Origin of the sequence: Nocardia sp. NPDC047648, from assembly GCF_040642815.1 — a bacterium.
GTDB classification, from domain to species: Bacteria; Actinomycetota; Actinomycetes; order Mycobacteriales; family Mycobacteriaceae; genus Nocardia; species Nocardia gamkensis.
In genome coordinates this window covers 114,410-137,632 of sequence record NZ_JBEYSX010000009.1, presented here as the reverse complement: position 1 = coordinate 137,632, position 23,223 = coordinate 114,410, and the positions used below count along the sequence as shown (strand labels likewise).

Annotated in this window: 21 protein-coding genes; 8 read left to right on the top strand and 13 right to left on the bottom strand. The window is 64.5% G+C overall.

Features of this window, described 5'->3' with window-relative positions; all coding sequences use genetic code 11:
• Positions 1–13: 13 nt before the first annotated feature.
• Complete coding sequence (locus ABZ803_RS20325) at positions 14–769, bottom strand: DUF6882 domain-containing protein (RefSeq protein ID WP_357040274.1); 756 nt, start codon at positions 767–769, stop codon at positions 14–16.
• 71 nt (positions 770–840) lie between these two features.
• Between ABZ803_RS20325 and ABZ803_RS20320 the strand changes: the two genes are divergently transcribed.
• The 4 genes from ABZ803_RS20320 (at position 841) to ABZ803_RS20305 (ending at position 5,672) form a co-directional block, all read left to right on the top strand.
• Positions 841–1,905 carry a hypothetical protein gene (locus tag ABZ803_RS20320; protein WP_357040271.1) on the top strand — a complete coding sequence of 355 codons (1,065 nt, stop codon included), beginning with the start codon at positions 841–843 and terminating at the stop codon, positions 1,903–1,905.
• On the top strand, positions 1,902–2,882 hold the full coding sequence (galE, locus tag ABZ803_RS20315) for a UDP-glucose 4-epimerase GalE (RefSeq protein ID WP_357040268.1): 981 nt from the start codon (positions 1,902–1,904) through the stop codon (positions 2,880–2,882). Before ABZ803_RS20320 ends, galE begins: the two co-directional genes overlap by 4 nt.
• Before the next feature lie 310 nt (positions 2,883–3,192).
• Positions 3,193–4,488 (top strand): hypothetical protein, encoded by a 1,296-nt coding sequence (locus ABZ803_RS20310; RefSeq protein ID WP_357040265.1) that lies wholly within the window; start codon positions 3,193–3,195, stop codon positions 4,486–4,488.
• Positions 4,489–4,652: 164 nt separating this feature from the next.
• Positions 4,653–5,672: a DUF4041 domain-containing protein gene (locus ABZ803_RS20305; RefSeq protein WP_357040262.1), complete on the top strand. Its 1,020-nt coding sequence runs from the start codon at positions 4,653–4,655 to the stop codon at positions 5,670–5,672.
• A 75-nt stretch (positions 5,673–5,747) separates the two neighbouring features.
• Here the strand turns inward: ABZ803_RS20305 and ABZ803_RS20300 are convergent, their stop codons facing one another.
• Together ABZ803_RS20300 and ABZ803_RS20295 are read right to left on the bottom strand one after the other, a co-directional pair.
• Positions 5,748–5,987: a hypothetical protein gene (locus ABZ803_RS20300; RefSeq protein ID WP_357040259.1), complete on the bottom strand. Its 240-nt coding sequence runs from the start codon at positions 5,985–5,987 to the stop codon at positions 5,748–5,750.
• A 35-nt stretch (positions 5,988–6,022) separates the two neighbouring features.
• On the bottom strand, positions 6,023–7,237 hold the full coding sequence (locus ABZ803_RS20295; protein WP_357040256.1) for a cytochrome P450: 1,215 nt from the start codon (positions 7,235–7,237) through the stop codon (positions 6,023–6,025).
• Positions 7,238–8,583: 1,346 nt separating this feature from the next.
• Between ABZ803_RS20295 and ABZ803_RS20290 the strand changes: the two genes are divergently transcribed.
• On the top strand, positions 8,584–11,469 hold the full coding sequence (locus tag ABZ803_RS20290) for a helicase-related protein (RefSeq protein WP_357040721.1): 2,886 nt from the start codon (positions 8,584–8,586) through the stop codon (positions 11,467–11,469).
• Here the strand turns inward: ABZ803_RS20290 and ABZ803_RS20285 are convergent.
• On the bottom strand, positions 11,463–11,999 hold the full coding sequence (locus ABZ803_RS20285) for a hypothetical protein (protein WP_357040253.1): 537 nt from the start codon (positions 11,997–11,999) through the stop codon (positions 11,463–11,465). The genes ABZ803_RS20290 and ABZ803_RS20285 overlap by 7 nt on opposite strands.
• On the opposite strand from ABZ803_RS20285, the gene ABZ803_RS20280 reads away from it, so the two are divergent.
• Positions 11,979–16,112 carry a class I SAM-dependent DNA methyltransferase gene (locus ABZ803_RS20280; RefSeq protein ID WP_357040250.1) on the top strand — a complete coding sequence of 1,378 codons (4,134 nt, stop codon included), beginning with the start codon at positions 11,979–11,981 and terminating at the stop codon, positions 16,110–16,112. The two genes, ABZ803_RS20285 and ABZ803_RS20280, sit on opposite strands and share 21 nt — an antisense overlap.
• A 396-nt stretch (positions 16,113–16,508) precedes the next feature.
• Here ABZ803_RS20280 and ABZ803_RS20275 read toward each other — a convergent pair whose 3' ends face one another.
• The 3 genes from ABZ803_RS20275 to ABZ803_RS20265 form a co-directional block, all read right to left on the bottom strand.
• Entirely contained in the window at positions 16,509–16,871 is a 363-nt protein-coding gene (locus ABZ803_RS20275) for a hypothetical protein (protein ID WP_357040247.1), read from the bottom strand.
• 217 nt (positions 16,872–17,088) lie between these two features.
• Positions 17,089–17,295 carry a DUF397 domain-containing protein gene (locus ABZ803_RS20270; protein ID WP_357040244.1) on the bottom strand — a complete coding sequence of 69 codons (207 nt, stop codon included), beginning with the start codon at positions 17,293–17,295 and terminating at the stop codon, positions 17,089–17,091.
• Complete coding sequence (locus tag ABZ803_RS20265) at positions 17,285–18,211, bottom strand: helix-turn-helix transcriptional regulator (RefSeq protein ID WP_357040241.1); 927 nt, start codon at positions 18,209–18,211, stop codon at positions 17,285–17,287. Before ABZ803_RS20265 ends, ABZ803_RS20270 begins: the two co-directional genes overlap by 11 nt.
• Before the next feature lie 250 nt (positions 18,212–18,461).
• Here ABZ803_RS20265 and ABZ803_RS20260 point away from each other — a divergent pair, with 250 nt between their 5' ends.
• Positions 18,462–18,659, top strand: coding sequence for a hypothetical protein (locus ABZ803_RS20260; RefSeq protein WP_157114718.1), 198 nt, complete (start codon positions 18,462–18,464; stop codon positions 18,657–18,659).
• A gap of 4 nt (positions 18,660–18,663) precedes the next feature.
• Positions 18,664–18,975 carry a hypothetical protein gene (locus ABZ803_RS20255; RefSeq protein WP_357040236.1) on the top strand — a complete coding sequence of 104 codons (312 nt, stop codon included), beginning with the start codon at positions 18,664–18,666 and terminating at the stop codon, positions 18,973–18,975.
• Between the two features lie 339 nt (positions 18,976–19,314).
• Here ABZ803_RS20255 and ABZ803_RS20250 read toward each other — a convergent pair whose 3' ends face one another.
• The 6 genes from ABZ803_RS20250 to ABZ803_RS20225 form a co-directional block, all read right to left on the bottom strand.
• A complete protein-coding gene (locus ABZ803_RS20250) occupies positions 19,315–19,662 on the bottom strand; it encodes an HNH endonuclease (RefSeq protein ID WP_357040233.1) in 348 nt (115 codons plus the stop codon).
• A gap of 539 nt (positions 19,663–20,201) precedes the next feature.
• Positions 20,202–20,510, bottom strand: a complete 309-nt coding sequence (locus tag ABZ803_RS20245) for a hypothetical protein (protein ID WP_357040230.1) — start codon at positions 20,508–20,510, stop codon at positions 20,202–20,204.
• Positions 20,511–20,772: 262 nt separating this feature from the next.
• Positions 20,773–21,087: a hypothetical protein gene (locus ABZ803_RS20240; RefSeq protein WP_357040227.1), complete on the bottom strand. Its 315-nt coding sequence runs from the start codon at positions 21,085–21,087 to the stop codon at positions 20,773–20,775.
• Entirely contained in the window at positions 21,087–22,334 is a 1,248-nt protein-coding gene (locus ABZ803_RS20235; protein ID WP_357040224.1) for a polymorphic toxin type 37 domain-containing protein, read from the bottom strand. Before ABZ803_RS20235 ends, ABZ803_RS20240 begins: the two co-directional genes overlap by 1 nt.
• A gap of 1 nt (position 22,335) precedes the next feature.
• A complete protein-coding gene (locus ABZ803_RS20230; protein ID WP_357040221.1) occupies positions 22,336–22,635 on the bottom strand; it encodes a WXG100 family type VII secretion target in 300 nt (99 codons plus the stop codon).
• 4 nt (positions 22,636–22,639) lie between these two features.
• Positions 22,640–22,954, bottom strand: coding sequence for a WXG100 family type VII secretion target (locus tag ABZ803_RS20225; protein ID WP_357040218.1), 315 nt, complete (start codon positions 22,952–22,954; stop codon positions 22,640–22,642).
• Between the last annotated feature and the right edge of the window lie 269 nt (positions 22,955–23,223).

Genomic DNA, 23,223 nt, shown 5'->3' with positions numbered 1-23,223 from the left:
GCCGGATGGACGGTCAGTGGGAAGAGGCCGACTGCGTCCGCGCCTCCACGGGCGAATCGATCCCCTCCGTCGCGAGTCGGATATCCAGGCTCGCGATCCGGCCGGAAGCGTCGAACTCCACTTCACCCGCCAGACCGTCGCCGCCGAATTCCAGCCACCGGTAGTCGTCGAGGAATTCGGTGGCCAGACCCCGCCGGTTCAGGTAGCTGTACACGGCGCGCCGGTGATCGGTCAGCGGCAGTGCGCCGAAACCATAGGCCAAGACGCGAGCGAGACCCGAGGGGGTGGGCGCGGGCAGTTCGAACGCCGGATGGTCGATCAGAAACGCGACGCAGGCGCCATCGATGACGCCGCAGTAGGAGTTCCAGCGCCCACAGACGATCTTCGCCGCGTCCGCCATCAGCCCCGCCACCTGATAGGGCTCCGGGGCCGCGCCACCCAGCACCACCGGCAGTTCGGCCGAACACAATTCGGCGACACCGTATCGAACGCCGAACTCGCGCACCGTCTCCGAGGCACGCAGCAGCGAACGCGGGTAACCCCAGGGATTGACCCACCCCCACAGCCACGTCTCGGCGTCGGCCGTACCGAGCAGATGGACGTCGGTGCACACGAACGAGCCCTCGTCGCCCGCGAATTCGAGTCGGCGTTCTTCCAGGTCGACCTCCCACACGTGTGCGCCGAGCACGTCTTCGAGGTGGAGCCGATGCTCGAGTGACAGCAAGCCCGCGTCATCGAGAAGTCTCGTCAGTGGCACGGATTGGGGCACCGCGTCAGCGTAGTCAACGCGGAGTCACCGCTGCGACGCCGCGCCTACGACGGCTTCCTGCCGGGCAACGGGTGCGTGAGGAAACCGTCGGCGAACAGCTGCATGGAGCCGCACCGATCGCACCGGTAGGCATGCTGCTGGACGACCTGCTGGCCCAGCTCGCTGGGGTGGTCGGTCATGAAGCCGGTATGTCCGGTGATGAAACCGAGGATGCCGAGGTAGGTGCGCTGCCGCTCGCACCACGGGCAGGTCAGGTCAACGGATTCCCGCCTGCGGCGTATCTCCGCTTCTTGCTGCTCGATCCGCCGTTGCGCCTGGTCGATGTAATGCCGGGCTTCCGACACCGTTATCCGGCGGGCTTCGCTCCACGGCCCTTCGTAGACCCCGTCGACGGCGGTGCGAAGCTGCGCGAACTCCGCCTCGGAACAGCGTACGAGTCGGGTACCGCGGAAACCACCCTCGGCGCGGTAGGTGATCTCGGCCCGGGAAACGCCCTGTGGCAGACCTCTGTACAGTTTCACCCGCTTCGGATCATCCGCATCCGGCTTGAATTCGATCCCCCGCTCCGACACACCATCACGGTACCGCCGCGTCGGCGGCAAGGAGCCCCACGCGGTCACAGCTATCTGGCTGTTAAGCCCGAAGTCATCCTCCGGACACCCGTGCCCGAACACTGGCTCAGCGCCGTCATCAGCGACTGCGGGCAGGGCACGAATTCCGGCGCAGGTCCGCCGATGCATCGATGCCGCAGCGCGCCGCCCCGCCCCGGCTCGGAGTGCCGCCGAAGATCAACTTCACCGGCCTGGACCTACTTCCACTACGCCTTTACCCGGTTCGACACCGAGTTCGGACAACCACGCCCCGACGCGGTCAACTACACCCGCTACGCCGTCACCAGCAGCGGCCGAATCGTCGCCCGCCACCACCAAACCGTCCACGCCCTCGCACGCGCCATGGCCGACGCATGGCACACCACACCCGACCCGATCGCATTGACTACGGTGAAGCAGCGCGCCTGGGAACGCATCACCGGCTGGACCGGCAGCGCACGCCGCGAAAGCCCCGAAGACCATTTCCGCGCGCACAAACAAACCATCCACGACCACCTACTCGCCATGAAAGTGCAGGTCAGATGAAAATCCTGGTCACCGGGGGTGCAGGATTCGTCGGAGCCACCGTCACACGCCTGCTCCTCGACGCCGGACACGACGTCACCGTCATCGACGACCTCTCCCGCAACGACGACCGCCAAATCCCCCACGACGCCGAATTCATCCGACTGCGCGTCCACGACATTGCCCAAATTCTCACACCCACCGCCGGCTACGACGCCGTCCTGCACTTCGCCGGCCTCATCGCCGCAGGCGAATCCATGCACCACCCCGAATGGCACTGGGACAACAACACCCGCGCCTCCCTCGCCCTCCTCGACGCCATGCACACCGCTAACGTCGGCAAGCTCGTCTTCTCCTCCACCGCCGCCGTCTACGGCGAACCCACCCAACTCCCCTTGCTCGAAACCTCACCCACCAACCCGGTCAACACCTACGGCGACACCAAACTCGCCATCGACAAAGCCATCACCACCTACACCCGCGCCTCCACGCTCGGCGCGATCTCCCTGCGCTACTTCAACGTCGCAGGTGCCCACGACTGCGGCGACGGCACCATGATCGGCGAACGCCACAACCCCGAAACCCACCTCATCCCCCTCGCCCTCGACACCGCCCTCGGCCACCGCGACAAATTCACCCTCTACGGCGACGACTACCCCACCCCCGACGGCACCTGCATCCGCGACTACATCCACATCACCGACCTCGCCCACGCCCACCTCCTCGCCCTCAACAACATCCACCCCGGCGAACACAAGATCTACAACCTCGGCAACGGCATCGGCTACTCCAACCACCAAGTCATCCAAGCCATCCAAGACATCACCGGAATACCGTTCGACATCGAGACAGCACCACGACGACCAGGCGACCCCGCAACCCTCTACGCCTCCTCCGAACTCGCACAACGCGAACTCGGCTGGACACCACAGAAACCAGACATCACCGACATCGTGCGTGATGCGTGGAACTTCCACAGCCAGCATTCGATGCATTAGCTCCAATGCGCCGGCGCAGCGGAACCACCCGCCGTGCCGGCATCGCGCGCCGCGCCACGCACGCCGACTTGGAGGAAGCGGCTCTCAACCCGACAGTTCAGTGAGCACCTCGAGCGCGGGCGTCGTCTCCATCGCCGACACCGGCTCAGCCCTGCCGGGGTGCTGCGCAGGAGCTGACGGGACAGCGCGTCCTTGCCGATGAGCCACGACGAGCTCGAGCGTTCATAGCCGGAGAACTACGGTGTGGCGCCTGTAACAGAGATGGTTCTGTCGCGACAGTAATTGCAGGCCGGGGTTGTCCGGTCGGCTCATGTCGATATCGGAAGAGGGTGTTTCCGGGGTGGCGCGGCGCAGGGGGTTCTTCGCGGAACTGCAGCACCAGCAGAGGCTGGCGCAGCAGCGGCAGGCGCAGCAGCAGCGGGCAGCGATGCGTGCCCACAACATGGCTGTCCGGGAGGCGCAACGCTTCGCGCAGGAGCGGCAACGAGCTGCGGCCGCCGCCATGCGTGCCTCGGCGGCCGAACGCGCGGCCGCTGAGAAGGCTGCGAAACTCGCCCACATCGCCGCCAGAGAGGCAGAGGCCGAAGAGAGGAACGCGCAGCTCGCCGTCACCTACGACGCGATCGACCACCTGCTGGACGCCACGCTGGAAGTCGATGACTGGGTCGACCTCGAGTCACTGCGCGAATCGCCCCCAGACCTGCCGTTCGATCGTTCCGATTTGCTCACTCCATCACCCGCCCCGCGCTACCACGCCCTGCCGGATCGCCCGGTCTTCGTGCCGCCCGCACCGCCGTCGGGTCTCAGCGGCGCCCTCGGCGGCAACCGCAGGCATGCCACCCAACTGGAGGCGGCGCAACGGGAGTACTTCAACGTTGTGCAACAGTGGCAGCTGACACTCGCCCGGACCTGCGCCGCGAACGCAGAATTTCGCGCCGGGTGGCGACAGCAGGAAGCCTCGCGTGTCGCGGAGCTTGGCGATGCTCGGCGACGGCTCGAGCAAGCAAATACGGAACGTCGCCGTCAGGTCGAGGAATCGAACGCGCGCTTGGATCGGCTCATCGCTGGATTACGTGAGCGTCGGCCCGACGCAATGGACGAGTACGTCGGCATCGTGCTGGCCAACTCGATTTATCCCGAAGCGTTCGAAGTGTCCTACGAGCACTCCTTCGATGCGAGCGACCGCGAACTACGCGTCACGGTGTTGGCTCCGCATCCCGACGCCTTCCCGACAACGAAGGCATTCCGCTACAACAAGACTACGGACGAGATCACCGCAACGACTCTGCCAGTGGCCGAGGTCAAGCGCCGCTATGCATCAGCGATCGCGCAGACCGCGCTGCGGACAGCGCACGAAGTGTTCGAAGCCGATCGGGAAGAGATCATCGACAGCATCGCACTCACCGTCGCTGTCGACACGGTCGATGCCGCTACCGGCCACGACACCCGCATCGACCTTGTCCGGCTGGCCACCGACCGCGTGGATTTCCTGCCGATCGACCTCGCACGGGTGGATCCGGCAGCCACGTTGGCTCATCTCGCGGCCGCGGTATCGAAGAACCCCTACGGGCTGGTGCCCATGGCAAACCACGGAGTACGCGGATGAACGATCCCCAAGCCGCGATCGTCGCACTGCGTAAAATGCTGATCGTCAAAGAACGCGAATCCGCCGACCTACAAGATCGAATCCAAGAACTCACCGCACAGCTGCAAGCCCGCCCGACCACAGCCGGTGCGCCGCCTCCGCTGAGCGATCCCCGGCTCATCACCGTGGACGACGCACTCGTGCTTCAAGAGGTGGGCATCTACGAGTACCACCACCCGTTGGAGAATGCCGAAAGCTACAAACAAGCCCTCGCCGAGTTGCGCGCGGACGTGCGAGAAGCAGTGAAGACCAGTGAGGCCATCGTGGTGGCCAAGAAGTTCAGCTTCAACAACTCCCTCGCCGAGGGCCGCCGGTTGACCGCTGACCTCTCCAAGCTCATGCTGCGGGCTTACAACGCCGAAGCGGAAAACAGCGTTCGAACCATACGCGCCGGCAACCTGGACACCGCCAAACGACGACTCGACAAGGCCGCCAAAGACATCGAAAAGCTCGGCGCGGCAATGCAAATGCACGTCTCCCCCGCCTACCACGCGCTGCGGATCAAGGAACTCGAACTCACAGCCGACTACATGATGAGGGTGCAGGAGGAACGAGAAGCCGCCCGCGAAGAACGCGAGCGCTTGCGCGAGGAACGCAAGGTGGAACAAGAACTCGCCGCCGAACGCGAGCGACTCGAGAAGGAGCAAGCACACTACCGAGCAGTGCTGCAACGACTCACCGCCAGCGGACAAGACACCCGCGACATCGAAGACCAACTCACCCGCATCGCCGACGCGATCACGCAGAACGACTACCGTGCAGCAAACATCCGCGCAGGTTACGTCTACGTCATCTCCAACATCGGCGCCTTCGGCCCCGACATCGTCAAGATCGGGCTGACTCGCCGACTCGAACCACTCGACCGAGTCCGCGAACTCGGCGGCGCATCCGTCCCCTTCCCGTTCGACGTCCACGCCATCTACTTCTCCGACGACGCAGTCACACTCGAAAACGAACTCCACAAAGAGTTCGCTGCGGCGCGGCTCAACCACGCGAATACGCGCCGAGAGTTCTTCTTCGCCAGCCCCGAAGAAGTACGTCGAGTGCTCGCGAAGAAGGTAGGAAACCTTCTCGACTACAACGACGCCCCCGAAGCCACACAATACTTCCAATCCAAGCGGTACTGGCCCGACCGGCGATTGTAAAATTCGCGCGGATGTCGCTCCGGTTGCCAGCACCGGGTATGCGCTAACGGCGTGCGTGACGAGCGATCTTACGTGTCACCTGAGGTCGGGCTGTCCAGATTGAACGTAGTCCTGGAGAGCAATGCCCTTGAAGCATTGGGGCAGACTGCTGAACAGGCGTTGCAGGTCGTGCAACACGACCGCATCGACGAAGCCGACACGGCCGAGCGCTTCGCCGAATACCGCACCGATCTCCGGGGCAGCGAGCGACACCGCCGCGACCGCGCTTACCCGCACGGTCGCACGACTGCCGACGTTCGCGTGCAATAAATGCATTCATGGATAAGTTCACCGCCGAACTGCGCCGCGCCCTATACAGGATTCAGCGGCGGCGAGGGCGGAAAGACGACCGGCAGTGCTGCCAGTGCCCGGTGGAACGGTCCCGGGCGCCAGACGAGTTGTTCGGCAGGCACCGCCAGTTCCAGTTCCGGGAGCGCGTCGAGCAGCAGGTCGATCGCGGCCTCGACCACCACGTATGCCGGCGAGCGAGCCGGGCAGGCGTGCGGTCCGATACTCCAGGCGAGGTGGGATCGGTTGCCCGCGAATTCACCGCCCCGGATGGCCGGATCGTTGTTGCACGCGGCCAGGCTGATCAGCACCGGCTGGTCGGCCGGCAGCCACGTATCCTCCACGAGGACCGGCTGACGCGGATAGGTGGTGCAGAAGTTCGCCAGCGGCGGATCATTGAACAGCACCTCGTCCAGTGCGTCTCGGGTGGCGAGGCTGCCGCCGAGCATGCTCCCGCCGAAACGTTCATCGGTCATCATCAGCAGCAGGGTGTTGACGATGAGGTTCTGCTGCGGTTCCACCCCTGCGCCGTAGATGGTGCTCAGGTTGAACAGCGCTTCCTCGTCGTCGAGTCTCGCCGAATGATGAACCAACCTCGAAGCGACATCGTCGCCCGGACAGGCTCGCTTCTCGACGATGAGTTCCAGCAACGCCTCGGCAAGGTGTTTCATCCCCCATTCCGCGTCGATGCCTTCGAAAAGCGCTGCGACCCCGTCCGCCACCCGCTGCCCCAATTCCGGTGTGCATCCGACCATACGATTGAGCACCTCGAAAACCAGCGGGAACGCGTATTGGGTGACGAGATCGGCCTTCCCCGACTCACAGAACAAGTTGATGAGTGGGACAGCGATCCGTTCCACATTCTGGCGCAACTCGTACAGATCTATCCCGTCGAGGGCGTACACGTGCGCCCGCCGATAGCGCTGATGCAGTTCACCACTGCTGCGCAGGACGGTCGGGTTCCACTCCATCATCGGCCGTACCGGCGAATCGGCCGGGATGCTGTTCTGCCAGTAGCGGGGATCCGCGGGAAACCGCTCGGGATCATTGAGAATTCGAAGTGCGGCCGCGTAACCGATCACCAGGGTGGCCGGGACATCGGGCGCCAGTTCGATGGGAACCAGCGAGCCGTGGCGATCCCGCATCGCGGTATAGGCGCGATGCGGATCGTTCGCGAATTCCTCCGAGTAGATGCTGTAGCGCGGCCCTACCGCTCCGGTGGGCTCGCCGTGGATCATCGGGCACCTGCGGACGAACGCTGTCGCGGCGACGCCGAGATGTAGTGCACGGTCAAAGACGAGGCTCCCATCAATGGAACAGATACTCGCCGAGTGTGACCACTCCCTGCAGGCAGGTACGCCGATCCACTCGGCGAACAGTGCTGTTCACGAACAACTTTCGCCGATTCCTACATCTCGGCGATGTCCGCGTCGAGCCATCGGCGATGAGGGCGTAGGTGTCAGCCCTGTGCACGGTACCGCTCCAGGGAGAGATGCACAGGCAATTCCTGGCAATTCTCGCTTACCGTTGAAAACTAAGGCATTGCCTGCGTGTTTCGGCTCGCTCGGGTCACCGACGGCCGCAGGTTCCGGTTCCGGACGAAGTATCGGCCGGTCGCGGGATTACCCCGGCCCAACAGCGGCATAGACCGCGCCGACCAGCGGGCCGGGAAACCCGGGTCCGGACGGATACGGTGCGCCATCCAGGCAAGTCACGCGGAGCCCGCTCAGCCCGATCTGTCATCGGTTCCAGCGATCTGCATGAGGCGGCGACCGCTACGGGGCGGCGGCCGCGTTTTAGGGTTGACCACGAGCAGCTACGAGAAGGCCGGCACGCCGTCTCGACCGTGATGGGCCGATTTCGCGATGCCGGCCTCTTGCACGGTTGTCGCGGGCAGTGGACCTATGTCGCGCGCTGGCGGCCAGGCGGACTGCAGAGTCGCCGATGGCGATGAAGTATGACGAGACGCGCGGGTGTGTGTCCGCGCCGAGAAGGCTACCGACTCAGCCCGTGTCTCGGCTTTCACGTCTCCACCAGTAGCGGCTGCCATGGTGGCGGGGCGCAGTTCCAACGGTCGGCTCGAATGGCGCCTCCAAAGCAACGGCACCACCACATATGGCGACTGGCAACGTCGCGGGGTCGCTCCACCACCTCCGCATCGCTGTAATCGCACGACGATGACATAGCGACTGCCGTTCTTCCCGGACAGCACGCACCGTCGTAGGTGCTGACGATCTCGGCGACTTACGCACTTGCACGAAACCCGCTTCTTACTAGCTACTTCGGGCTTCAGCGGCCGGTGACCGCCTGGCGTGAGCAGATAGCTTTGCCGCAGGCATCCGCATCGACGATCTCGTCGGCCGTATGTCCCCCAGTGCAAAAAGCCCGCGACCGGATGCACTTGGAGCGGGGCGATCGGGTCGGCTGGACGCTCGAGTACGCCGGAAATCGCAGTGCACGGCGCGTTCGCCCCGCAGACCGTAGCACCGGCGGACTCCTCGAGCGTTGCGAACGAAACATATTGCCGCCCTTGAACGGTATTAGATTGGTTGTTCGATCGTCTACACCGCCAGGAGCACTCTCGATGACCTCCGCGCCCCCGCGTGCCGACCTCAATGTCGCCCCCGGCTCGATCGTCGTGATCCGCGACGAGGAATGGCTGGTCACCTCCGCCGAACATGGCTCCGACGGTTGGTTGCTGCGGGTGCGTGGACTGTCCGAACTGGTCGCCGACACGACCGCCACCTTCTACGACAGCCTGGACGAGATCACCGTGCAGGATCCGGCCGATGCCGAGGTCGTCGCGGATGGTTCTTCCGGATACCGGGATTCGCGTCTGTGGCTGGAGGCGCTGCTGCGAAAGACCCCGTTCCCCTATGGCGACCAGACCCTCACAGTCTCCACCCGCATGCTCGCCGACTCGCTCGGCTACCAGCGGACCGCTGTCACCAAGGCGCTCGATCCTCGCCTGATCCGTCCGCGCATCCTGCTCGCCGACGCCGTTGGCCTGGGCAAGACGCTCGAGATCGGCATGATCCTGTCCGAGCTGGTCCGCCGGGGCCGGGGCGAGCGCATCCTCATCGTCACGCCGCGTCACGTCCTCGAACAGATGCAGCACGAACTATGGTGCCGTTTCGCGCTGCCGTTCGTGCGGCTGGATTCGGCGGGCATCCAGAAGGTGCGCCAGAAGCTACCCGCAACCCGCAACCCGTTCACCTACTACAAGCGCGCGATCATCTCCATCGACACCCTCAAAAGCCCGCGCTACAAAGCGCATTTGGAGCGTCAGTACTGGGATGCGGTGGTGATCGACGAGTCCCACAATCTCACCAACACCGGTACCCAGAACAACGAACTGGCACGCGTGCTGGCCCCGAACACCGAGGCGTTGATCCTGGCTTCGGCCACGCCCCACAACGGCCGTGAGGAGTCGTTCGCCGAGCTGCTGCGCCTGCTCGACCCGACCGTGGTGGCCGCCGACGGCTCCTTCGAGAAGGCCGACGTGCAGTCCCTTCTGATCCGCAGGCACCGCCATCACGACGAGGTGGCCGCCGAGGTCGGCAGCGACTGGGCCGAGCGCGCCGAGCCGGTGCATCGCCTGGTGCAACCCTCGGCGGCGGAGGACGCGGTGGCCCGCGAGCTGTCGCGGGTGTGGCTGCATCCGCCCACCGGCTCGTCGCCGTATTCCGGCGAGACCAAGGCGCTGTTCCCGTGGACTCTGGCCAAGGCGTTCCTCTCCTCGCCCGCCGCGTTGCGCGAGTCGATCGATCAGCGCCGCGCCAAACTGACCGCCAAGGGCGGCCCGCACACTCCCGAGGCGCGTACCGAACTGTCCGCTCTGGACGAGCTTTCCGATCTCAACGACAAAGCGTTCACCGAGGCGGCGGGCAAGCAGGCCGCTCTGGTGCAGCGGTTGATCGAGATCGGCGTCGGACCCGAGTCGGACGTGCGGGCGGTCGTCTTCGCCGAACGCATCGCGACCTTGAATTGGCTCACCGAACTGCTGCCACCCGCCCTCGGGTTGCGACCGGAGAACGTCGTGATGCTGCACGGCGGCCTGTCGGATGTGGAGCAGCAGGAGATCGTGGACAGCTTCAAGTTGGAGACCTCCCCGATCCGGGTGCTGGTCACCGGCGATGTCGCTTCCGAGGGCGTGAACCTGCATGCTCAGTGCCACAACCTTATTCACTTCGATATCCCTTGGTCATTGATCCGCATCGAGCAGCGCAACGGCCGCATCGACCGGTACGGACAGCGCCGCCCGCCGGTCATCTCCTCACTGATCCTCGAGCCCTCCGAGCCGGAGTTCTCCGGCGACCTGCGGGTGCTGTCGCGCCTTCTGGAGAAGGAGAATCAGGCTCATTCCGCGCTGGGTGACGTCGCCTCCTTGATGGGCCGGCATAGCGTGAGCGAGGAGGAGTCGGCGATCCGCGATGTGCTGGCCCGCAAGACCAGCCTGGACGAACAGGTCCGCACGGTCGAGGAGGTGGTCGACGGCGACGACATCGACGCCTTCTTCGCCCAGCTCGACATGCTCGACGACGACACACCCGAACTGCCCGAACTACCCCGCCAGAGCCTCTACCCCGACGACGTCACTTTCCTCGACGAGGCGCTGCGCGCCGCCTTCGACGACATCCCGCACGCCGATCCGGCCGCGGGCGGCGTCGGCTGGACCGTGCACGCCAATCATGGCATCGCCGAACTGGTTCCGCCACGCGATCTGCGCCAGCGCCTGAATCAGCTTCCGCAGAATTACCTCGAGCACGGCCGGGTGCTCGAACGCCTGAAGCTCGCCACCACGCCGCAGGTGGGCGACGCCCAATTGCGCGCTGCCAAGCAGGGCAGAGGCGTCGGCAACAGCACCTGGCCGGAAGCGCATTTCCTGGGCCCGCTGCACCCCGTGCTCGATTGGGCCAGCGACCGCGCGCTCAGCGCGCTCGGCCGCAATCAGGTGTTCGCCATCCGCGGCTCCCTGGCCGCGCCGACCGTGCTGTTGATGGGCACGCTGATGAACCGGCGCGGCCAGCTCGTCTCCCGCGTGTTCGCCACGGTCGTCTTCCCGAATCCGGCCAACCCTTCGTTTTCGCTCGTGGAGACCCATCAGGATCTCGGATTCCTGCTCACCGACACCGGTCTGCGCCCCGGCACCCCCAATCCCGGCCCCCTCGACGACACCGACGCCCTGCGACCGCTGATCCCGCGCGCCGTCGAGCAGGCCGCGCAAGCGATGCGGCTGGTGCTGGATCAGCAGGAGAGTTCGGCCACCGAACGGCTGGCCGCCTGGCGCGCCCGCGCCGACCGCTGGTATGCCGCCGCCGATCAGCTCGACCTGTTCGGCAGCCGGAAATCAAGGGTGGACAGTCTTTCTCGCCGAATCGCCGAGGAGCAGCGGCTGGCGGAATCCCTCGCCCCCACCCAGCAGTTGGTGCGCCCGCTGCTGGTGATCGTCCCGGACAAGGATCAGTGACCGTGCCTTCTTTCGACTCCGTCGTCGTCGGCGAGGACTGGATCAGCGAGCACTACTTCACCACCGATTCGGTGAAGGAGTCCTTCCACGGCCGGGTGATGGACCTGCGCAAGACGTGGGACGCCGAAGCGACGGACGGCCGCGCCACCGTCCGCGGCCGCTTCCTCGCCGCAGCCCGCGACCTGCAAACCACGCTGGCCGCTCTCGCCGAGGACCCGGAGGCCGCTCCCAAGGCCCATGCCCAGGTCCGCGATGTCTTCGGCTTCGACGGTGAACTCTCCCCTTTCACCGCCGAACGCGCAGGCTCGGAGCTGGTCATCCCCGACGCCCAGCTCCCCGGCACTTCGGAAATCCTTTTCCTGCAAGCGAGTCCGGTGGGGACGCTGGAGGATCTGCTGTCCCCGGAGACCGGTCTGCTCATCACCCCCGCCACCGAGGACGGCAAGCCGATCGAGTCGGTGTCCAAGGCCGTCTCGGCGGCGTTCCGTTCCGACACCCCACCCGCGTTCGTGGTGGTGCAGGCCGGTCAATGGCATCTGCTGGCTGAGGCCGAACGCTGGGCCGAGGGCCGGTATCTGGCTGTCGACCTGCTCGTCGTCGCCGAACGAAAGCACGAAGCGCGCGGCGGCGAGATCGACCGCGTGTGCGCCATTTTCGGCTCTCAGGCGTTGCTGCCCGACGCCGACGGCAGTATCTGGTGGACCGGCGTGCTGGAGGACTCGGTCAAACACACCGTCGGCGTCTCCAAGGATCTGCGCGAAGGCATCCGCCTGTCCATCGAGATCATCGCCAACGAGGTGGTGCGCCGCCGCGAACGCGGCCCGACCATGGATGGCATCGACGGCAACGACCTCGCCAAGCAGTCGCTGCGCTTCCTGTATCGAATCCTGTTCCTGCTGTATGCCGAGGCATCACCCGAAATGCAGGTGTTGCCCACCGGCGCAGCAGAATACGAGGAGGGTTACGGTCTCGACCGCCTGCGCGAACTCACCCTCACCGAACTCGTCTCCCACCGCGCCCGCACCGGCACCCACCTGTACGAGTCGTTGAAGAAACTGTTCGATCTCGTCGACCAGGGCCACACTCCCGCCGTCCGTGAGGTGGTCGCCGACGACCCCGCTCCCGGTCTCGAATTCAACCGCCTACGCGCGGACCTGTTCTTGCCGAAAGCCACCGCACTCATCGATGGGGTCGGTCTCGGCAACGAGGCCACCCGGCAGGTGCTCGAGCATCTGTTGCTCAGCAAGGAGAGCAAGGCACGCAAGGGCGCGGATCGGGGCTTCATCAGCTACGCCGAACTCGGTATCAACCAGCTCGGTGCGGTGTATGAGGGTTTGATGTCCTACACCGGCTTCTTCGCCGGGGAGGACCTGTACGAGGTCGCCAAGAACGGCGACCCGGAGAAGGGTTCCTGGGTGGTGCCCGTCGACCGCGCCGACCACCTCGCCGAAACCGATTTCGTGCGCAAGGAGGACCCCGACACCCACGAGATGCGCCCCGTCGTCCACCGCAAGGGCACCTTCGTCTTCCGCCTCGCCGGTCGCGAACGCCAGCAGTCCGCCTCCTACTACACCCCCGAGGTGCTGACCAAGTTCGTCGTCTCCCAGGCGCTGGAGGAACTGCTCGACCAGAACGGCCACCGCACCACTCCCGAGGAAATCCTCGGACTCACCATCTGCGAGCCAGCTCTCGGCTCCGGCGCGTTCGCCATCGAAGCTGTCCGCCAGCTCGCGGCCGAATATCTGAAGCGTAAACAGGAAGATCTCGGCGAACTGATCGAAGCCGATCAGTATCCGGTCGAGTTGCAGAAGGTGAAGGCGCATATCGCCCTGCACCAGGTGTACGGGGTGGACTTGAACGCCACCGCCGTCGAACTCGCGGAAATCTCGCTGTGGCTCGACACGATGGTCGCCGGGTTGCAGGCTCCGTGGTTCGGGTTGCACCTACGGCGGGGCAACTCGCTCATCGGGGCACGGCGTGCGGTGTATGAGCCGGGGCAGCTGGCGCGAAAAGCGTGGCTCAAGACCGTGCCGAAGGACGTGCCGCTCGGAGAGGAGACCGGGACTGGTATCCACCACTTCCTGCTGCCCGCTGAAGGGTGGGGTGCGGTGGTCGACACCGCCGAGGCGAAGACGTATGCGCCGGAGAAGCGGGAAGAACTGCGGCTGTGGCGCAACGAGATTCGCAAGTCGCCTTCGAAGGAGACGGTGAAGCGGCTTGCCGGGTTGGCGCAACGGGTGGAGACGCTGTGGGAGTTGACCTTGCGGCGGCTCACCATCGCGGAGTCGGCTATTCGGCGCGATCTGCATCTGTGGGGTGGAGAGGCCGTCGAACCTGCACCCGCTGTGAGCCGAGAGCAGATCGCGGCCGTGCTGTATGACGAAAACGGTGCTTATCGGCGGCTGCGGCGGGCGATGGACGCATGGTGTGCGCTGTGGTCTTGGCCGGTGACCACGGATGTGACTGCGCCCGATTGGGATCAGTGGGCCGGTGGGCTGGAAGCGGTGCTCGGGGTGCAGCCGAAGGCGGGGAAGTTCGAGAAGCACGGGCAGATCAGTATTGCCGGTGACCTGAGCTGGTATGACTTGGATGTCGCGGAACACACCGACCGGACTTTCGCTCAGACGTTGCCGATCGACCAGGCGCTGACCAGATTCCCCTGGCTCGGAGTGGCCGCTGCCATCGCGGAGGACCAGGGATTCCATCACTGGGAACTCGACTTCGCCCCCGTGTTCGCACGGGGTGGCTTCGAGCTCCAGGTTGGAAATCCGCCGTGGGTACGGCCGGATTGGGATGAGGCGGCGGTTCTCGCAGACTTCGATCCGTGGTGGCAGTTGGCGCACAAGCCGTCGGAAGCCGCGAAGCGGGAGAAGCTCACTGCTGCACTGAGTTCGCCGATCGCCCACACCGTGTATTTGAACGAGCGGGCGAAGCAAGCCGGGCAGAGCGAACACCTCGGGTCGGGAATCGATCGGCCCGTCCTCGCCGGACTACAGCCGGATTCGTACCGGTGCTTCATGGAGCGCGCCTGGCGCTCTATGGCCTCGAGCGGCATTGTCTCGATGCTCCATCCCGAAAGCCATTTCACCGAAGCGAGGGCGCGCGGCCTACGCAGCGAGTGCTACCACCGCCTTCGGCGGCACTGGCAGTTCCGCAATGAACTCAAAATGTTCGGCGAGATCAACCACACCCGACTATTCGGCGTGCACGTATACGGTAAGTCGGCAGACATCCGATTCCTCCAAGCAGCCGCCCTATACCAGCCTGAGGTGGTGACGCGCTCCCTGCGGCACGATGGCGATGGCCCTGCTCCGGGTGTGAAAGATCCTGAAGATCGTTGGGACGTCCGACCGCATGCCGAACGCATCATCAAAGTCACCGAAGCCGAACTTGCCAACTGGGCTGCCCTGATCGACGAACCTGGCACCCCAGCCGCCGAAGCACGCATTCTTTACCCGGTCAACCGCGCCAGCGCCGAAGTTCTCGAGAAGATCGCCACCGCACCCCGACTATCCGCTATCGGCTTCAACTGGACGGCGGGCTGGCACGAGTCAGCAGATCGCAAACTCGGCTACTTCGAATCCCGCTCCGCCGTCCCCGACCGCTGGGACGACGTGATCCTGCAAGGCCCGCACCTCACCGTCGCCACCCCGATCTACCAACAGGGCAACCCGACGATGCGCAGCAACGTGGACTACTCCCCGATCGACCTGGAAACCCTGCCCGAGGACTTCATCCCCCGTACCAACTACCAGGTGGCGCGACCGTCGGCCGAGTACCTGGCGGCGTACCCCCACTGGCACGGCGAGCCCAGCTCGACTTATTTCCGACTGGCCTGGCGGGAAATGTGCGATTCGGCGACAGTCCGTACGTTGCACGCCGCCCTGCTGCCTCCAGGACCAACTCATGTCGGTGGCATTCTGTCACTCACCGTCAGCGATCCGACTGATCTCGCAGTCATGTCCGGGATCACAAGCTCCCTGGTTGCCGACTTCCTGATCAAAGTCATGGGCGTCGGTCACGTAAAGGTATCCGCGCTGGGCAAAATTCCGCACATCCGAAACCATGTCTTGGAGCCGAACCTCACGCTTCGCGCCCTGAGATTGAATTGCGTTGTAGCCGAATATTCTTCGCTCTGGTCAAAGTTGTACGACAGCCGCTGGCGGGACGACTCCTGGGTTCCTGACGAAACGGCCACACGACGTCACGAGTCCGCGCTGGGTTCAGTGTCGCGCACTTGGACGCGGCGAACCCCCTTCCGCACTGCCATTGACCGCCGCCAAGCTCTGGCTGAAATCGACGCAATCGTAGCCGTCATGCTCAACATCTCGGCCGACGAGCTCCTCACCATCTACCGCACCCAGTTCCCCGTCCTGCAACGCTACGAACGCGAAGCCCGCTACGACGCCAACGGTCGCCAACTCCCGACAAAAGTCGCTTCCGAACTCCGCAAGGACCCCGCCCTTGGCCGCACCGATATCACCGCAAACGGCATCACCTACGCTGCCCCCTTCACCGGCGTCGACCGCGAGCGCGACATGTTGCTGGCCCATGCACATTTCTCGAGCCTCGCTGGTCTCACGAGTTCCGAGGGCTTCGGCGGGTCTCGAATCGAGCGGGCGACTGAGGAGACATCGCGATGATCATTGCGACCGGACACACCGGATTATCGGGCGTCGATGGCCTGCTGGGCGGCCCACCTGATCGTACGCTGACCGATCATGTCCGAGGGACCACGGCCTTCCCGCGCAAGGTGACGTCATAGATGTCGACCCAATCCATCCGGGACGAGGCATGCCGGTCAGCGCCATGGGGTTGGCCGGATACACGGTAACGGTGTCCCGACAAGTCGTCCCAGATGTGTTGCGATATGCCGAGACCACAGAACCGCGTACGGCACACACAGTCAGGGCTATGCACGGGCTCTCGTCACTCAAAGAACTCGATGGTTTCCGCGCTGCCTCAACGAGGGCTCCAAATCGCCGAACACCTGGCGGCTGGCAGTCCAGGGAGAGGCCGACCCATTCCACGGGTAAGGCTTACAAAATCTCGATTCGAGCGGGATCGGGCAGCGCGCGTGGGCGTTTGTCGGTATACCAGGCGTATTCGATCGCGCTGAGCCAGCCGTTCTCCACCCATAGAATGACTTCGCCGATCGGTGATCCGTTGCGGTCGGTGACCGCTCCGCTGGCGAAGATTCCGTTCGGCGAACCGGATGCTCGCACCGCGCCGGGCCGCACCGCGAGATCGACACTGGGTGAACCGATACCCCAGGTAGCGACCACCTGCGAATACGGCACCTGCGCCAGGTACTCGGAGGCTCCGGGCACCCCTGAGGACAGCAGCTTGGTGACGACGCTGGTTTCGAGATCGGTCAGCGTCCGCGGCTGTGTACTACTCATCGTGCTTCTCGGTTCTCGCGCTGCGTCTGGAATGATGCGGTGCCGATCCTGAAAACACCGTCGAATTCTCGGAGAGGCGTCAGACCGAGAGGTTGGCAAGATCGTCCCATCCGCAGAACACGCGCCACGAGTCTGCGCCGCAATCGAGGTCGGTAGGCGTAATCGCGCTACCGATCTCGCGACGAGATCGGTACCACAGACGAGACTGGCGCTCAGCTCAAAACCGGTCGAAGTCTCCACTCCGCGCGCCCGCCAGGAACACATCCCACTCCGAGGGCGTGAACACCAGCACTCCACCGCCGACGTTCTTCGAGTCACGAACCCCTACATGGCCGCCATCCAGATGCGCTATCTCGACGCAGTCGTTCCCGGCGGCACTACGAGTGCTTTTGAACCAGCGCGCTCCAGATAGGTCAACGGACACGGTCGAACTCCTTCGCTGCCTGCCGCAGTAGGCGTTTGCTATTCGGCACGTCCAAAGCTACTCGCTGGATGACCTCGAATCCAGCTCTGTACCGCCGCACGGTGCTGGTGCGCTCCAGGTAAATGTTGCCTGTGTAGCTCTCGACATAGACCACTGGCGGCTCCAAAGGTCGCGCCTCTCCGTCACCGGCGAAATCCAGGATCGTGAATGGACCGGTCGAGACCCCCAGCGGGAAGCCAACCCCGAAGGGCAACACCTGCACCCGTACGTTCGGTGGCAGATCAGCCAGGTGACGCAGCTGCGCCGACATCACGCCGGGACCTCCGACGACTCGCCTGGTGACAGCCTCATCCACGACGAGTACAGCTGTCAGTGGCGAGAAGTCACGAGTGATCAACGCTTGCCTGTTGCGCCGCACCCGGACGCGACGCTCGATCTCCTCTGCGGTGTCCATCGGAAAGTAGACACGGTCCAACGCCCGCGCGTAGTCGGGAACCTGAAACAATCCAGGCACCATATCGGGGCGATACACGGTGATACGAGAGGCCGACGCCTCCATCTGCACGTAGGCATTGAACGTCGGATTCACCTGATCGGGAAACTCGTCCAACCATGACGGCGTCCTCCCCTGCGCCGCCAACGATTTCAACACCGGCAGCATGTCCACCCGCTGATACAACCTGCACAACCGCCGCAGGTCTTCCTCCCTGACGACCACGTTCGGCGCGCCGGTCTCCAACCGGTGCAGCGTCCCCGCCCCGCGCCCGATCGCCCGCGACGCCACTTCGATGGACAGTCCCGCTTCCTGCCTCATCCCGCGCAGGCAGCGGCCGAGGCTGCGGTGTGGAACGCCCCCGGTCCCGCGAATGTCGGCCCTGAGCTGCCGATCATCGGCGTCCGCATCCCTCTCCCCCATCCTGTTTGCTCCCTTCTGTGGAATATCCACACACGCTGGCTGGAATTTCTCTGAAAGTAATTGTGGAAGGCCGCAATTCGACCGACTGAAAGACATTGTGCAGGGTCGCTGGAAGGTGTCCAGGGCATTTGCCACTTTGTGTCGCGAATCCGCGTGGAAATGTCCACACACCCCGTATCCGGTGCTCAACTGACCGCGTGATCGGAGCGGCGTAAGCCCTTTTCGCCGCCACTCGACCTGCGGAGGACACATGACCAAAGCACTGCCGCAACGCGTTCCGTTCCCACGAGCCCGTGCTCCCTACAAGGCTGTGCCGCTGCCCGTGCTCGAGCGCTACGCCGTCGCGCTTCGCCAGTGGGCCGACGCCCCCGAACGTCCCGGAGGCGGGGTGTCGACCCCTCCCCCGCCTCCGGTGACCCTCACCGAAGCCCTGTCATGGACCGAGTGATCCGATGCAGGGCCGTCCGCGCGCGGAGGTCGTGACCGTGCGCCATTACCGCGTCACAGTGCACTGCTGCGCCCCGCGCTGGCTCATCCACGTGCCTGCCGTGGACCGCTGGACGGTGACGGGGAACAAGTCGGCGATCCGGTCCACCGCCCGGCAGATGATCGCGGCCATGACCGGACACGGCGATGACTCGTTCGAACTGGACCTCGTCGCGGGCAGAGCGTTGCGCGACGCGGAGGAGTTCGCGATGGGATGCCGCGGGCTGACGCGCTGGCAGCGGCCGAGGAAACAGCCGGAGCGCACACTTTCCGAGTGACTTGGGGGCCGAGGACGGAGGTCGCCCAGATGAGCAGACCTTGGCGACCTTCTCCGCGAAGACGTCGATGTCATGGGTCGATGCTGCACCCGCAGCTGGAACGGCAGGACATGCTCCGTCACCCGAAGACGATGGTCACGTTCGCGGAGTCGTCGAGTTCATCGGTCGCCCTGTCCGCTGCCAGCGCGAGGCCGTTTCGCCGGCACGGGCTATGACCAGTCGGCGGATGCGGGCGCGAGTGGCGAGGTGGCATACGGTGACGGCGACCCCCCCGCCGCCATGCAACGTGACGCGCCGCAAGCTGGGCAGTACTCGCAGGGAACGGGGCACTCACCCTCCTCAGCGGCGTCGCCTGACGCGGACCTCGAGTTCTCGTACTGTGTAGGGGTCGGGTTGCCGCTGATGTGCCATGACATGGCAATTGGCGCACAGAGGAACAAGGTCCGTTATCGGATCCACTTCATAGTCCTCGCCCATTTGAGAGATCGGCACCGTGTGATGCGCCTGGATGTAGCCGGCGCCGATCGAGCCATACACCTGTCGGTAGTCGAAGCCGCAGACCATGCACACCGTGCCGTGGTGGACGATACATGCTTCGCGAGCTGCGCGACTACTTTCGTATCTATTGACCTGGACGGTGCGCGTCGCGCCCTCCGGGTAGGTGCCAGGCACTTCCTCGTCGCCCAAGTCATAAGCCGTAGGCTGGGCGTGCTCTATCCACAACGTGCGGAGGGCGGGGAGATCTGCGGGATCAACACGCGTCCCGGAACTATAGATTTGGCGCCACTTTGTCGCTGTAGCAGTGCCTTCCAGTGTGGGTATATCGATGAGGTCCGCCTCGGGCAGCAGCCAATCGAAATCGATGTCGATGAATTGGGTCGTTTTGCTCGAATCCGAGTGATCAGTGCCGGGCCGAGGTTTGGACTCACGATGGCATGCCCCAGGATCCCGCGGCAGCTGGCGTCGAGACCGCCTTGCTTCAAGAGCCATGCCTCGGTTCCGGGTACGATCCCGTTACGGTGGTTGCCTATGGACCAGCTGTCCGGGCATGGGCCGTTGTCTCGCACCTCGCGGGCATACGAATCATAGTCGGGATGCCAGCGGTTCCAGATCTTCGGGTTCCAGGTCAACAAGATGGCACTCACGTAGTCGAGCGTGTCATATGCCGGTCGGCCGTGAACATCGAATCGCAAACACCTTTCGCCTCCGGTGCGCGTACGACTGACCTATCTCGACGCGCCGAAGACTGACTCATACCAATAACTCTCGGGATTTCTGAACCACTCACCGATCCGCTCCGTGTCGAACACCCGCAACTGCGACATGTCTACGTGGTAGCGATGGAACAGGGATACGAGTTCGTATACGGATTCGTCGTCGGCCATCGCGTCGACTTCGATTTTGAGTGTTCGCAGCTCCCCTGCGTATGACCGCACAGCTGGGATCTTGTCGAGCCACTCGAAGAGGGCTGCTTCATCGTACGGTGACCCGTAGTTGACGCCAGCTGCCTTCAGCATGATTTCAGTGCCGCTCATCGGGTTGGCCCCCTGGGTAACGGTTCTCCAATTCTTGCGGTCCTTGCCCCTGCACCCAGGTGGGTGCGCCCTGTGCGACACCGCCTTACCGGTCGGCGCGCACCATTTCCGTCGGCATCTACCCTAGCGAAGCGATGGCGCTCGGGTCAGATTCGGCACTTAGCGGTTGACACCTGCACGCGGCGCGAATCCCTTTGGTTCACCACACCGGCCCGGCGCTGTGGACCCGTTGGGATCGTAGGCACCGCCCGGGGACGTGTGATTATTTGGCGGATGTACCGAAAACAGATTCGTGCCAGAATTTTTGGGGATCGCGGAACCAAGGGCCGATTCGGCTGTTGTCAAGCTGGCGAAGTTGAGCCAAGTCGATGTGGTACCGATGGAAGAGCGCCAGGAGCTCTCGCAGGGAGTCGTCGTCCACCGGGGTCTCGACGACGATCTCCAACGTGCTGAGTCGCCCACCGTACGAGCGGACCGAAGGGATCCTGTCGAGCCACTCGAAGAACGCCGCCTCGTCCCCACGCGAGTAATACCAGACGTCGGTCGCCTCCAGTACCACCGTCGATCCGTCGCTCATCAGCTTCCTCCTCCTGGTCTGACGTTCCTGTAGCCGCCCTTCGGGAACTCCACATCCCAATGCGGGCCACCATGTGCCGCACCGCCCTGACCGGTCGGCACCCATACATTTCCATCGGCATCCTCCCAGCCGAAGCCGCGACCGTTGGGGTTGGGCACCCATCGGTCCCCGCCTTTGGGTGGCACGAACCCTTCCGCCTCACCTGGACGGCCTGGAGCTTTGGGCCCGTTGGGATCGTAGGCATTGGCCGGAGGCTTGTAGTTCGAGTTGAATGTCGAGTCGCCGGCGATGGACAGGATGGTCAGGCCGGTGATGGTGGCGAGTGCTCCTACGGCCAGTGCCGCGGTGCTGAACTTGATCCCGGCCAGTGCGGTGAAGAATGACCCGACGGCGCCGGCGATGGCGTTCGCGGCGGTCTCCAGCGCGGGGCCCTCCACTGTGGCCGCGCGCGGGTTGCGAATTGCCACGGCCGTTACGGCGATGGCGACCGACGCGACGACGAGCGTTGCCGCCACCTGGGTGTTGATGTCCGCGCGAACTGCGACGACAGCGGCGTGGTGGCTGGATGTCGATTTCGCCAGATCGTCGGCGACCAGCTTGATGTCGTCCGCGTTCTTCGCCAGTGTTTCGAAGTGGCCGGTCAGATTCGGGATGTCGGGTGCATCGAACTTGGCGAGTCCGGCGGCGACGACTCGCAGGCGAGGTCCGGCGGCGAAGATCGCGTTGTTGTCGGCGAAGGCTTTCCACGCCTGCGCCGCGCGATCGAGCTTGTCCGTGTCGCCATCGGGGACCTTGTCACCCGCGAGCTGGGTGACGACCTTGTCGTACAGCTCGGGAAACTCGGTTTCCAGCCCGGGGCCATTGTTCCGAGACGACGCCACGCCGACGACAACGTTCGCGCTGTATGGCAATTCAGAAGGGATGGTGCGCGGGCACGCTGGACCGGTCCCCTTGTTCGGGTCACGATTCGCCGCGTAGTTGGAGCATTCCCAGTTGTAGCCAGACGCGATCAGGATGTCGCCGAAATGTTGCAACGCCCTGGCGAAGTTGGTCGCCGCGGTGGTGAAGGCGCCCGCGCGCTCATCGTAAGCCGCGGACCACGCCTTCGCGGCCTGGCAACTCCCGGCCATACCGCTGGTTTCGAGCAGCGCCGTCTGCAGCGGATTGTACGCGGACTGGAACTCCCTCGACAGCTTGTAGCACTCCTCCGCAGCCGTGTAATACGTCTGCGGCGCAACAACAGCCATGTCATCCCCCTGTCATGCGCAGGTTCACGGCCGCCGCGTCCGAGTAGGAGGCGTGTGCCGTCCGGGCGGCCTGCTCCATCTCAGCCAGTCCGTCGAGCAGTTCGCGTGCTGCGGCGACCCAGACCTGATGCTCCTCGGCGTATGCCGCCGCGGCCACGCCCGTCCACTGCCCACTCTGCATGAGCCCCTGAACAGTGCGGTCCAATTGATCGAGATGGTCGGCGAAGAACTCCTTGAAGCCGCGGGCGCGGGCGGTCACCTGGTCGATGTGATCGAGATCGAACGCGAATTCAGCGGTCATGCCGTCAGTCCAACTGGAGCGAGCTGATCGGCGCCGCGTTGGAGTTGTCCTGATCCTGCAGCGTCGACACACTGACGCCGAGCTTCGATGCCAGGTCGGTGAGCGCGTCCCATGCCTTCATCGCGCCGTCCTGCATGTCATCCCACCCCTCGCGATAAGCATCGGCGGCGCTTCCCTTCCAAGTGTCGAACAACGCCTGGACCTCGCGGTCCAACGCTATCGATCCCGATCTCAGCTGCTGAGCGACGTCATAGGCCTGCCTGCCGACCGCCGTCACCGCATCGGGAATCATGTTCAGTGGTTGATCGCTTGTCGCCATGGTTCTCTCCTCCCCGGCCCCCGTACCATCGCCCTGACCCTACCCGCCCTCGGCGGCGCTCATAAGGTTCGGGCCCGAGGATTTGGGGCCACCGGCGCGGCACCAAGCCCATCTGTCGACATACCGGGCACGGCGGCACCTGCACAAAACACAGCAAACCGACTCGTCTTCGGAGTCGTCGCGGGAACAGGGTACGGATCGCACTCCGGTCACCCCGCACGCTGATCCGAGCGAACGAGTCCACCAAATTCCGCGAGGCGCGATTTCGA